The 12,493-nt window shown below is 59.6% G+C and carries 12 protein-coding genes; 1 reads left to right on the top strand and 11 read right to left on the bottom strand.

Annotated elements, in window-relative coordinates; all coding sequences use genetic code 11:
* Positions 1-1,162 precede the first annotated feature (1,162 nt).
* The gene (locus ACCD05_RS19815) at positions 1,163-1,402 is read right to left on the bottom strand and encodes a hypothetical protein (protein ID WP_111563974.1); all 240 of its coding nucleotides are present in this window, start codon (positions 1,400-1,402) and stop codon (positions 1,163-1,165) included.
* Positions 1,403-1,945: 543 nt separating this feature from the next.
* A complete protein-coding gene (locus tag ACCD05_RS19810) occupies positions 1,946-2,185 on the bottom strand; it encodes a hypothetical protein (RefSeq protein WP_112436270.1) in 240 nt (79 codons plus the stop codon).
* A 1,450-nt stretch (positions 2,186-3,635) separates the two neighbouring features.
* On the opposite strand from ACCD05_RS19810, the gene ACCD05_RS19805 reads away from it, so the two are divergent.
* Positions 3,636-3,944 carry a hypothetical protein gene (locus ACCD05_RS19805; protein ID WP_111563976.1) on the top strand — a complete coding sequence of 103 codons (309 nt, stop codon included), beginning with the start codon at positions 3,636-3,638 and terminating at the stop codon, positions 3,942-3,944.
* 281 nt (positions 3,945-4,225) lie between these two features.
* On the opposite strand, the gene ACCD05_RS19800 is transcribed toward ACCD05_RS19805, so the two are convergent.
* The 9 genes from ACCD05_RS19800 to ACCD05_RS19760 all read right to left on the bottom strand — a co-directional run bounded on the left by ACCD05_RS19800 (position 4,226) and on the right by ACCD05_RS19760 (position 12,449).
* Positions 4,226-4,714: a hypothetical protein gene (locus ACCD05_RS19800; protein WP_111563977.1), complete on the bottom strand. Its 489-nt coding sequence runs from the start codon at positions 4,712-4,714 to the stop codon at positions 4,226-4,228.
* Positions 4,715-4,741: 27 nt separating this feature from the next.
* Positions 4,742-5,293, bottom strand: a complete 552-nt coding sequence (locus ACCD05_RS19795; RefSeq protein WP_112436269.1) for a YidB family protein — start codon at positions 5,291-5,293, stop codon at positions 4,742-4,744.
* Between the two features lie 73 nt (positions 5,294-5,366).
* A complete protein-coding gene (locus ACCD05_RS19790) occupies positions 5,367-5,888 on the bottom strand; it encodes a DUF3597 domain-containing protein (protein ID WP_413394797.1) in 522 nt (173 codons plus the stop codon).
* Between the two features lie 744 nt (positions 5,889-6,632).
* A complete protein-coding gene (locus ACCD05_RS19785; protein ID WP_111563980.1) occupies positions 6,633-6,854 on the bottom strand; it encodes a hypothetical protein in 222 nt (73 codons plus the stop codon).
* Between the two features lie 569 nt (positions 6,855-7,423).
* Positions 7,424-7,840, bottom strand: a complete 417-nt coding sequence (locus ACCD05_RS19780; RefSeq protein WP_112436267.1) for a CBS domain-containing protein — start codon at positions 7,838-7,840, stop codon at positions 7,424-7,426.
* 186 nt (positions 7,841-8,026) lie between these two features.
* Positions 8,027-9,577 carry a histidine kinase dimerization/phosphoacceptor domain -containing protein gene (locus ACCD05_RS19775; RefSeq protein ID WP_112436266.1) on the bottom strand — a complete coding sequence of 517 codons (1,551 nt, stop codon included), beginning with the start codon at positions 9,575-9,577 and terminating at the stop codon, positions 8,027-8,029.
* Positions 9,578-9,874: 297 nt separating this feature from the next.
* Entirely contained in the window at positions 9,875-10,402 is a 528-nt protein-coding gene (locus ACCD05_RS19770) for a flavin reductase family protein (RefSeq protein WP_111563983.1), read from the bottom strand.
* Positions 10,402-11,292, bottom strand: coding sequence for an aldo/keto reductase (locus ACCD05_RS19765; protein WP_413394794.1), 891 nt, complete (start codon positions 11,290-11,292; stop codon positions 10,402-10,404). Before ACCD05_RS19765 ends, ACCD05_RS19770 begins: the two co-directional genes overlap by 1 nt.
* On the bottom strand, positions 11,292-12,449 hold the full coding sequence (locus ACCD05_RS19760; protein WP_413394792.1) for an LLM class flavin-dependent oxidoreductase: 1,158 nt from the start codon (positions 12,447-12,449) through the stop codon (positions 11,292-11,294). The genes ACCD05_RS19765 and ACCD05_RS19760 overlap by 1 nt, the downstream gene beginning before the upstream one ends.
* Positions 12,450-12,493: the final 44 nt, after the last annotated feature.

The raw sequence follows: 12,493 nt of genomic DNA, 5'->3' as shown, positions 1-12,493 counted from the left end.
GTCCTCCTGCCATGTTGAATCATAAAATCGAAGCCAGGGGAATCGTCAGATTCAAAGAAACTGCCCGACGCTCTAGTGCAGCAATGGCATCCGTACGCGGTGTCGGCTGTGGGGTCGTCAACCAGACTGACGTCCCCAAGGCTGTAAGCTGGGTGCGCTGAGTTGCTTCCCGTTCGACGGAACCTGACGACGAAGCTCCAGGCCGATGAATTAGCCAGCTCCTCGACCGCCACCCTTAAGCGCCGCCATATCCCGATCAAGGCCGCCGCTTTGGCTGCCTACTGTAACGCTTGCGGCGGGTTCATGCTCCTTCGGCGCGAACAAGGCATAGTCAACAAACCTCGCCGGCGTCGAGGACAGGCTCGCAAGGAGATCATCCCTTGAAATGCGCTCTTTGAACTTGAGCGCGTGTCGTCCCGATCGCCTGGCGTGTGCAATGGAACCTTATTATCATCGAGAGCTTTCCTGTGCGCGAGCGATCTATTCGTCGCGTCGACAAATCAAGGAAGTTTTAGATGCGCCTGTTAGGCATAAACGTAGCAAGAACGACCGAGGGCACGATCACGGTCGAGTATCACGGGGAAGGCAACGAGCTCGTTAGCGTCCGCATGTCCGCCGATAGTGCCTTGAATGATGAGGAAGCTGTCGCTTTCGCTGAGAAGATGATGGATGACCTAAAGGTAGCTCGGGGAGCATTGAGATCAGGGGACAGTGGCGAAGGTGCTAGCATCGACGAGATGCTTGCTGGGGAGCAACCGCGAAAGCCGAGCAATCCGTAGCATTCATCGTGGGCGAGGGCGACCCTCCTGGGTGGAAGATACCTACCGCTCAGATGGTCTGCCCCGGATTGTGTTAGGCGTGGGCGATCCATTTGTCGATCGACGCACCGAAAGCAAGCTGCGGACAAATGCCAATTTATTTGGTGGGGAACCTTCAATGCTAAGCGAAGTTATCATCGCGAACGGACCTTTTGAACTCGAGGATCTCGTTCCCTCCGCCAACCCTCAACAGCGGAGAAGAAAAGCCCACGCCTCCACGTCGTGGGCTTTTTCTTGTGACGTGATCATCGACTGTCCGTTCTCCGGCACGGTATATCTGAAGCTCCAAGGCTCACGACAGGAAAGCACCGGGCCATTCAAAAGGGGCGTTCAAAGCCCCGATCTTAATCCCGTGGGTGCTCCGCGAGGAGGTGCTTACCGACCTCGGTGAGGATGAGGGTTGGCTCGCCTTTGAAGGCGACCTCCTTGACCAGGGATTTCTGTTCCAAGCGAGCAATCGCCGCCGATGAAACTTGTCTGTTACCCAGCAGCCAGCCTCGGCTGGAACGATGTTGACGGCGAAACCTTGCAATGGCGCCCAACGTATCGAGTGAACTTTTTGGAACGGAAACTTGCTTCGTCATTTGGCCACTTCATATAGCTGTCCCCACTCTGTTGATTTGGCGATTTGTGTCCTTTGTTTCAAGTGTTGACGCTTCCCGATGCGGTGGCGGGACGTCGGCGGTAGTCCAGTATTCTCTTTCCGGTTCCAGCGGGCGCCGACCGCGCGAACCATGAACAGCCGCACCGGCCGCGCGCGGGTCTAACGCGCCGCGGCAAGTCGGAGGAAATCCAGGCAAGGCGGAGGAAGTGAAAGATCGCGCCACCCGGCCGGTGCGTTAGGCGTTTTTACGCCGGTGACCGTCCCGTTGGTGGTAGAGGCAACCAGTCCAGTGCGGTCCGTGCCCGTCGCGAGGCAAGGCATCTCCCGCCAGGAAACAGAGCCAGTGGGAGCCGACAGTGGCCGTCTTCAGTCCTCATGACGGGATAGGGCTCACGGCTCGGAGCATTCCAATGATGCGCTGGATCGCGCCCAACAAGGCCGTGGATGTTCCTGACCTCTCTCACCTGCGAGCCAATGTATTTCGAGCTCTTGTGTCGACCTAATTGGGCACGCGCGTGACCCGTTACCGCAGGTTTCGATTGGGTTGATCTGGCTCGGTATCGAGTGTTCCAGTGACGGTTTCGTCGCAAGCTCGCGCTAGACTGTGGCGGAGGGCGGCGTCGGTCAATTTGCCGTCTTGATAGGCCGCGATAATCTCGGCATGCCGCTCCTGGACATCGGCAACGGAAATCGGGTCAACAATGCCAAGCTCCGCGAGAAGGGCATGGATGGGATTGGTGTTCGGATTATCGCCTTGAGACATTGGAAATCCTATCTTTCAAGAGTTATACAAGTAGGCGACATTCGCCGTTTCCTTTGGATAGCGCCCGCTAGAAACGCGCGACCGGTTCATCCAGCTGGTCCCGTCGCGGGCGCGATGCACTGTCGAGCTTTGTTTTCCTCGCTCAACCTTTTGCCCGTCGAACGTCCGCCTCCACCTGGCGAGCCTTGCCGGCGGTCTTTTGCATTCCCCGAAACCTTCTCAGCCGCGTTACCCACTAGAACGCACCGTGGCGAGCGTTTCGTCCGTGCGATGTGAACCTCCGTTCAAGCAGTTCGTTCCGCACCTTCCGCTCGACATCTCCCCCTGGAACTCAGCCGCCCGGAAAGCGTTCCGGAATAGCAGTTGAGAGGTGGCATGAGACGACGGACATGGCGACCTGGTTTCCCGGTCAAGGTGATGGTGCGCGGTGATCTGAAAAGCAACGATGCTAGACGAGCCGCAAGCATGCCTCATCTCAAAGTGTCGCTCGAATACGTCGATCAACCCTGGACCATGTTTGGTGGTACACGAGACATCGATGTATAGGATGTCATCAGACCTGAACTTGTCTGGTCATGCCAAGACCGCGCGTCTCCGCGCGGCCCGGTTCAATATGAAAACCAAGGCCACCGAGCCTTCGACCGCCACAAGGCAAGCAAACATTGAGCTCTCATAAAGTGATGTGGTTCCTTACCCATGAAAATTCGGGGTAGGCGTGGCGCGTACTAGACATAAATCCCGGTGCTCTGGCTGAGCTCGTCGAATTGCCCTGACGGGAAACCCCCAACCAGACCGGTTCAGTCAGATGCTTGGGTTCCCGCGACGAGTCGCCTGATACCGGTAACGGAAGTAAGCCGATGGACGTGTTCTCATTGACGCGAGAAAAAGGGGCGGCGGGGGACAACCGTGAAATGAAACCGGGGAATGCGACAAATCAAACGCCCTCGGTCACGCGCAATTCCAATAAGTGAGGCTGGGCCATCGATGAATGGACGCGGTTACGGTTTCATAGCGCGGAGCCTCTTTGGTTGGACCAGTATTTGGGGCGGGCCGGGCGTCGGGCGAAGCGCATCTGTTTTCCCGTCTTGATGCACGATGTAGCTCGCGCGAGGAAACCATCGTCGAACATGCCGCCCTCAACGCTGAGGGGACATAGAGGCGGGGGACCTAAGTCCATCGATATAAGCTCATGGCCGGGTAGGGGCACCTGAACCCAGGCCGGACCGATAATCGTGGCGTCTTCACCATCTGATTGAGGCACGGCGCGGATAGGCAACTTGAACCATGGTCGCGCACCGCCAGCCGCCGCTTGCCGCGAACTCAAGCGCGCGACGTGGCGCGGCGCGCGGCCCACACCGTACGGAACCGGACTGATGACAAGACTCGGACCTAAGTCCCAATAGCCGTTTCGGTTGTTGTGATAAATCTGGGAAACGCCCAGGAGGACAGCATGACACTTGCCGCCGACATCAACGATGCCTGCCACGCGCTGCCATTGCTTGATCGACATCATCGCCACTGCCTGATCGAACGGATTCTCGGGCAGTTGGAAACCTATTACGCAACGGCAGTCCAAGGCGTCCCGCCAGACAAACACATTTGGATCGACACTCTCATCTTCACGGTCCGCGGCTCGGTTGACGAAATATCCATGATGGAGACCACCGATCTTCTCGACATACTGCGAGAGTTCGAGAAGCTTATCCACGTGCTCGAATGCATCGCTGCTTCCAAATCCGTCATCCCGACACATCACTAACAATCTGGACACAGAAGAGCTTGAGTGCCGACGGGCAGCCGTGAAAGCGAACACACTGTTTTTGTTGCGGCGGGTTAACGCGGCGGCCGCGCTTTCATGCCAGCCGCCGCGCCTCCGGGGTCCGCCGCCCGCGTTCAAGAAAGCGTGGGGCGGACACTCGCTGCGTCCACCCGATAAAATGCCTCTCGCGGACAAAGGCGGCCAAATCTCGGCAGCCTTTGGAACCCGGGTGGATCCCGGCGACGGGCGCCGGCCAGGCTCCCTTGCGCCGCTTATGCGCACTAGCGGGTCGCACCCCACAAATAAGCAAGGGCAGCCACGATACCGACCGCCGTGAGGGGGCGATCGCGGATCCTGGCCTCCACGTCTGTCCATATCCCGCGGACTTGCGACTTCGCCAGGTGAACACCGCCTTCCGCGACCTCTGACATGGAGTCCGCCACGCGGCCAGCATCGCGACGGAGGCCATCAAGTCCCTCACGCCGAACATCGTGGTCGAAGCCGCTCGATTTCTCGCCTGTCGCGGCGAGGGCGGCGTCGACCAAGGGATAATCGCCCTGCGTCGCGAAGGATGGGTCATCGGCGACGCGAGCTGCTTCATCTGGATCCGTGCGACCCGCGGGGATCGAGGTGGTCGTCGCCGATACCGGGTCCGAGGCGGGGAATGTATCCTCGAGACCCTTGTCGAGGTGACCCTCGCGGGCGCTCTCGCGCTGCTTGGCTTGCTCATTCAGCATTGACTGGACGGCTGGCGATTTCGAGTCTGGCATATCGGCTCCTCCTATTGAGTTCTTCGACTAGGTTTGCGTCTGGGGGCTGTTTGTTGGCGCGCTGGCGGAAGCTAGGAATTCGTCCCCCGCGTCCGGCACCTTGCCATGGGGAGTAAGGTTATCGACAGCGGTGGGAAGGTCGCGGCTAAGGCGGTCGAGGATGTCTCGCGGCGACAATCCTGTCTTGGCCGACAGTTCGTTGATGACTTCCGGACCAAGAGCTTCCGAAAGCTGGTCGTTGTCCATGGTCGCGTTGGGACCAGTTTCGACCCAGCTCCTCGCCTTATCCTCATGGCCGTTCTGTTGGAACGTTTTCAGGAGGTCGCCGAGGCCACCGCTTAGAATTCCGCCAGTCGTCAGTCCGCCAAGAAGATCACCAAGGCCGCCGGGGCCCGTGAAGATGCCTCCCTGCCCACCGGCGGGTTGCGACGTGGTGGATCCAGGTTCCCGTCCACTGGCGTAATCACCCCCCGACCGTGGGCCCTGCAAGCCTCGAATGAATTCCCCGATCTTATCGCGGTTCTGGTACCCCGCGATGACGATAGCGCCTAGAAGCGCTTTCATTGGTCCGCTCATCATGGTCTTTTCCTTTCAGTGGACGGATGCGACACACACCTGTTAGCGCCCTGCTGGATGAAATGAGGATCGGTGATTAGTCGAGAAGATCAGCCGGAACCGTTCCACCATTTTCAGAAAGCTTCTTCATCAGCGCCTTGTGCAAGAAGGTGTTCATTCTCGCGGAGTCGTGCGCATCGCCGGCGTAGCCAAGTTCGCGCGCGAGTTCCGTACGCTCGTCGAGGCTGGCGTCCATTCCCACAGCCTTCATCAGGTCAACGATCGAACGCTTCCAGTCGAGCTTCTGACCTGACTTCGTCACCGCGGCATCCAAGATGGGGACAATGTCGACGGCCCGGGGGGAACTGATCGAGGAAGCGCCAGCGGAGGCCTGTTCCTGGGAAGGAGCTGGGGATGCGATCTGGCCGGACGGTGGTGTCGTGGGTTGGGTGGACACCGGGGAGGGCGTTGGCTTGCCCCCGGACAACGATGAACCAGACTGCGCTGTCGCGCCCGCGGCGGTCGTCCGCCCGATCGGGACCGAAGCACCGCCGCCGCGCTGTTGGGCAGCGTGCGCTTGGCCGAGGATAGCCTGCTTGATGCGGTCAAAGATGCCCACGATGTTGTTCCTTCCGTCTGATTCGCGGCCGACAAGCAGTCGGCGTTGGTGTCCTTGGAATGGCAGTGAAACGTCGAAATTCGCGCGTGGTTCCAGGCCGTTGACGATCGCGATACTGATCCACGCGTCTTACTGGTCGATGCTCCTTAGTCAGCAATAGCGCCCCGCGCTCGTGTCGCGGGCGATCGCGGTTGCCAAGGTTCAGGGAGCAGGGGCACTTAACCGCGCTCTTGATGTTACGCGTCACGCTACGGGATCACGCTCATCCTCGCGGGCACGTTCTCGCGGAGGGAGTGGAAATCCCGTCTGAGACATGCCGCGTCCCTCAGGTCGAGAACGTTGCGATCAACGACGAGGGCAATCCGGCGGGTGAAAAGGCCGCGCAATGGCTCGACGATCGCATACGAGTTCTTCTTCCTCTGACGCTTCCAATGCTCTCCTCTGACCCTCGGCAAAACGGCGGATCAGCAGTCCATCGCGCTTGCCACCATTATCCTCAACAACGAAAAGAGGGACAGCGCGATGACCGGCCAGACCCAAAGACGATCCCCGCGAGCGCCAGCGGACGGATGGTCGCCCGCTTCTTCAAGGGAATATCCAGTGCTGGGCGAGATCGGCGCGCTGGTAGCCGAGCCGATGGCAAGCGCCGGTCGCCAGCCGCCGGCATGGACCACGCCCGCGGCTCCTCTTGAGCATGGTCCGCGAGAAGCGTCCGGAAGGCGATAAACACCCTCATTGCGGGCGTCACTGCACTCCCTGGTCCTCGGTCATCTGCTTTTGCGCCGCGCTAATGGCGGTCTCCAGCGTGACAAACGCCTTTGCGTCAAATTCCAGTCTCAAGGTGCTGCCACCAGCAAGCCGGGCGTACAACGCTGCCCAGCCCGGGGATCCTGGATCAAATTCAACAGCTTCGATTTCGATGATCGAGGCGTTAAGGTCGGCCTCGTCACTTTGTATGTCCCGCATGACGTCCTTCTCTCCAAATCCTCGATTTCACGATAAATGGCGTTCGATCTGGAAAATGCTAGCTCCGTATGTCCGCCGGCTCGTGAGGCTTCGCTGAAAGACCCTGGCGCGGTTCGGCGCTTGGGAACCAAGTGAGTTTTGCACCGGCTCGCGAAATAGGCGAGGCGATAGCAAGGTGGTCGCTGAAATCATCTCTTCGACTGCAAGCTTGGTCGCCAAATCGATCAGTGACTGATCAAGCTTGCGCGGTGGCTGGATCATCAGCGCGGTAACGTACGAACATACATGCAAGTATTGCGATATTTGCATGCTTGGCCGATAGTTCGTGGGCTGGCCGAGTGATACGACTTGGACCCAAACCCAAAGCGCGTGCACATCACATCATTCGGTCAGCGCCCTCGGCATCCGAGATCACACCGCGGCCAGGCGGGGTCGACCGGCAAGTTCGCTTTTCAAGAATCTCCGAGGCGTGAAGAGGTTGAAGGTCGTGGAAAGACCAGCGACTTACTGGGTTTTCAGGAGGTTAACAACGGGCCTTCACGTCGCGAACATCGTTGGGACACGACGGCTTATCTCGGGTCCTCGTCGTCCGAAATCTCTTCCAACGTAACGCCCGCTAGTTCCTCATCAAGAACCGCCATATCCCCGAGCGAAAGTATGCCACATACATTGCCCGCCCGGTCGAAGACCAACAGACGGCGCATCTGCAGCTCAGACATTCCGCGAGAAGCTTCGCGCAGGTCGTCATCCTCAAGACAGCTCTCAACTCCCGAGGTCATGATCTCCGACACCGGGCCGTCAAGATCGAGCCCCTCGGCCACCGCCCTCACTACGATGTCGCGATCAGTCACGATACCGAGAACCTTGTCGTTGACGATGGGGACCGCGCCAGAATCGATTTGTGACATCACCCGCGCAACCTGCCTGATGCTGGCATCGGGCGCCGCGGTCATTACCTGCCTTGTCATAACGTCTCGGACGAACATGCTTGGACCTCCTCTTGGTTCGTCTGACAAATCCGGAGCTTGAGGAAAGTTCCCGTGGTTTTGATCCGTGTATGGGGAAACGGGTCGACGCACGGGCCTTTCACCCGACAACGCCGGATGTTGGCGCGACGCGCCGTGTCCAAAATGAAAGCGGCTCACGGACGTGGGGAGGACGCTTCGGTGTGCTCAATCGGCGATCTTCAACACCGCCGTGAATTTCGTTCCATTGTCTTTCACGAAACGAAACTCACCACCCAGCTGTTGAACGAAAGCCTTGATCAAGCGTGTGCCCATGCCGGGCGAATCCGTGTCTCCATCAAAGCCGATCCCGTCGTCAACGACGGAGAGTTCGGCGAAACCCTCGGCCCCGGATCGAAGACCGACACGGATGGACCCCGCCTCTCGGCCGGCGAAGGCGTATTTCATGCTGTTCGCGATCAACTCATTGACGAGCAGGGCGAAGGGCGTGGCTCGGTCGGGCGCGATCGTCACGTTCTCGACATCAAACGAAACAGTCACGGACTGCCCATGAACGTTTACGAGCGTGCTCACGAAGGACGGGATGAACTCGACCGCGGATACTCCACTAAACTGATCGAAGCCATACATCTGTTCATGCACGGCCGACATCGCGGAGATACGCTCATTGAGCCTTCGCACCACGTCGGGCTCGAACCCCTCCAGGCGAAGCAGTGCCATGACCGTCTGCAAATTGTTTTTGACCCGGTGATGTATCTCGCGCATCAGTGTTTGGTTCGCTGCCAGCGCTTGCGCGAGCTGACGAGTGTGCAACCCATCTACTCTGATTAGTTTTTGGATCCAGAGCGCGGCCGCGATCGCGCCGATAACCGCGAAAAATATCAAAAGGGCAGCGATCTTCGCATCGTCCCAGAATGGTTGCATGAGGACGCCAATGTCGGCCGACGCGATGGCGACGAATGGTGTTCGCTCTATGATACGGTAGCCAACCAGTCGGTCTTGGGCGTCAACAGGCGAATAGGAGCGATAGACACCAGCAGTCGCCTTCCTCATGTAGTCAGTAAAGAGCACGTACCCACCCATGTCGACCGGACCCGGGGGCTCTGGGTGGCGCGCGATGAGCTTGCCGTCGCGCCTGATCAAGCTCACCGTCGAATTTGGTCCGATATCGACAGCATCCCAGATTGGCCTGAGTACATCCGCGTTAAAGGCAATAGCGGCGATACCAGCAAAGTTTCCATTCCGTTCGAGCCGCCGGCTGACGACGAAAATCTGGCGGTCGGTCAAGCGACTGACGATCAAGTCCGATGTGTATTCGTCCGCGCCATTCCTCAGCCGTGTGAAGTAGTCGCGATCGGACACGTCCATCGCTTGTGTCCTGGGGTTGTTGGAAAACAGCGTGAGACCGTCGGCGCCGACCACGTATGCCGTCACCTGCGGCGGGAGGTCCGCGACGGCCGCGTTGAGATCGTGGACCCGTTCCGCATCCGCGGAGAGCACGTTCGACCCCAGGGAATCGTCTATGCGGTGTAGTGTCTCGCGAGCAAGCGAATTGAGCCAGACCGCGTTAGCGGCAACGATTTTCGAAGCAGCGGTTACCTGGGCGTCAGCGCGTTTCACGGTCGCCTGGTAGCTTGAACCGAGCCATAAACCTAGGACGGAGAGCAGCGCCATGAACATCAGGCCAATGATCGCGAGTGACGCGCGCGAAACGGAGCCCGGCTGCAATTCACTGGAACCGCTACTCAATGGTGACATGCAGTTCCCTTGCCCTCGGGTCCGATGCGAATCCATACCCCGCCATGGTGCGCACCGCAATCGATAACGGCGGAATTTTCAGATGTTAGGCGGCGGGCTTCTCATCTCCCATGGGATAGAGCTGAAGGCTTTTCCGCCGCCCGCGAAAAACCGCCGGATCGTGTCCGGCTTGACATTGGTACAGCGGCCCACGCTTGCCCGCCCGTAACTCAGCGAGCGAAACTGGAAACCGCGCGTGATGGGCGACAGATACCACGGCGAAATGAAACTTGCCTCGGGCCTTGTCCGATCAAGCTCTTAGGCATGACGCTCGAACCGGCCGAAACCACCGCGTGCGAAGCAAAGCGGCTCGCCATCCCGCAGCCCGACCCGCAATACCCGCCCAATGACCAGTGAGTGATCGCCAGCATCATAGACAGACTGCTGCTCGCACTCGAACCGGGCAAGCGTTCCAGGGATGATGGGAGCGCCTTCCACGTTATGCTCCCATCCTAGATCCGCGAAGCCTTGGCCGCCCCGCGTAAAGCGGCTGCTAAGCGCTGTTTGCTCCGCGCTCAGGACGTGAATGGAAAAATGTCCGGCGGACGTGAAGAGTGCGTGGCGCGACGAACTCTTGGCTGGCGACCAGAGCACCAGCGGTGGGTCGAGTGAGACCGATGCGAAGCTGTTTACCGTCATGCCAATTGGACCGGCATCGGTGTTCGCGGTCACAACGGTCACGCCCGTTGGGAAAGCGCCGAGCGCGTTGCGGTAGCTGCGCGTGGTCTCGGCATCAGGTATGAACACATGCTCTTCGAAGGATCTCGCGGTTTCGACGATTGTCATCACGGCACCTCATGTCCATTGGCAAGTGAATAGAGCTCGAACCAGGTCTGGCGATCGATTGACACTTTATTCGCGTCGGAGATTGCCGCGATCCGCCGCAAGTTGTTGGTCCCCAGCACCGGTAGGATCGAAGCCGGGTGCGCCAGCAGCCACGCGACCGCGACCGCGGCGACATCGACACCCTGTTCGGCCGCGATCTTGGAAAGTCTCGTGGCGAGCGCACCACCCCGGGTCAACAGAGAACCGCCACCCAGCGGCGACCAGGCCATGACCGGCCGCTTGCGCTCCCGCAGGAAGGCGAGATCGCCGTTGGTAAAGGCGTCGGTGGCGGAGAGGCTGAGCTCGATCTGGTTGGTCACCAAAGGGGTGCTCATCGACGATTGCAGCAGTGCGAAATCCCAGGGCCGGAAATTGGAAACGCCGACCGCTTTCACCTTGCCCGATTTCACGAGTGCATCGAGCGTCGCGCCGGTTTCGTCCGCGTCCATGAATGGGTCCGGGCGATGGATAAGGAGGAGATCAATCCGGTCCGTCGCCATGTCGCGCAGGGACGCCTCGACCGAGGCCCTGATATGGGCGGCGCTGGTATCGTAGTGCTTGACGCGCGAGGCGGCATGCCGGCCAGCGGGCGCCACGATGCCGCATTTGGTAACGATCTCCAGCTTGTCGCGCAGGCCGGGTGACGCCCGAAACGCACCACCAAGAATAGCTTCCGCGGTGTAGCCGCCGTATATATCGGCCTGATCGAGAGTGGTTATGCCCTGGGCGAGGCACGCCTCGACCTTCGCCTGCACATGCGCCGGCGAAGTGTCGGCGTCATCGCCGATGCGCCACATTCCATAGACGAGCCGGCTCAGCGAAACGTCGGCGTTCAGTTCGATGCGTTCCATCAGTGGCGCTTTCCATTTCCAAGGGGAGTGGCTGGGGTCTCGGCGGGAACCCTGCCTCGTACTTCCGGCAGAGAGCAGGTCTTCATCTGCGGCAGAACCTTCGTGCCGAAATGCTCGGCCTCGTCGAGATGCGGATAGCCCGAGAAGATGAAGGCACGGATGCCCATTTTCTGATAGTCTTCGAGTGCGGTCAGCACCTGATCGGTGGACCCCACCAAAGCGGCGCCGCAGCCAGAACGCGCGCGGCCGACCCCGGTCCAGATGTTGGGTTCGACATAGCCGAACTTGTCGGCGAGTTCGCGGGCCCGCGCCTGGTGGGAAACCCCGAGCGAAATGCTGTCATGGGCGCGGTTGCGGATCAGCTGGCCATACTCGTCATCAAGCTTTGACACCAGATGCTCAGCGTACTCGCGGGCTTCGGCTTCGGTGTCACGGACAATCATATGAATGCGCAGGCCGTAATCGAGCGTGCGGCCATGGGCCTCGGCCCGGGCATGGACGGCGCGCATGCGCTCGGCAAGCTGCTCCTTGACCTCGGGCCACATCAGATAAACATCGCACTGGGCGCCGCACAGTTCAAGCGCGTCAGGCGAATAGCCGCCGAAATAAAGCAGCGGCCCGCCGTTCTGCTGATATGGCCTCGCCGGTTCAGTGGAGACGCCCTTGAACTGGTAGATCTCTCCGTCGTGGTCGATCGTGTCGCGCGTCCAGGCCTGGCGCAGGATCTCAACCACCTCGTGGCTGCGGCGATAGCGGTAGGCACTGTCGGCGACCTCGCCAGGGAAGTCGGAGCTGATGACGTTTAGCGTCAGCCGACCCTTCAGCATATGGTCGAGCGTGGCCACAGTTCTAGCCAGCATGATTGGCTGCATTTCGCCGCAGCGGATCGCCGCGAGAAAGTTGATCTTCTCCGTGATCGGCGCGCAACCAGCAACGAAGCTAAGTGTGTCCTGGCCAACCTGGTAGGACGAGGGGCACAGGATGTTGCGGAAGCCAAGCGCTTCCGTCTTTTGAACGATTGACGAGCAATGCGCCCAGCTCGAGCGCAAAGTGTCGTCAGGAACGCCGAGATATGCGTAATCGTCGGAGCACAGCGCGGAAAACCATGATACTTCGGCGGCATCGAGATCGCCTGATGTTATCGGTACAACGGTCATGAAATTCCTCCTCAGCTGCCGAATGACACTTGAATATCATCAGG

Source organism: Rhizobium sp. Rhizsp42, assembly GCF_047304155.1.
Classification (GTDB): domain Bacteria; phylum Pseudomonadota; class Alphaproteobacteria; order Rhizobiales; family Rhizobiaceae; genus Rhizobium.
Note: the sequence above shows the minus strand (reverse complement) of the source record. Positions and strands in the feature narration are given on the sequence as shown.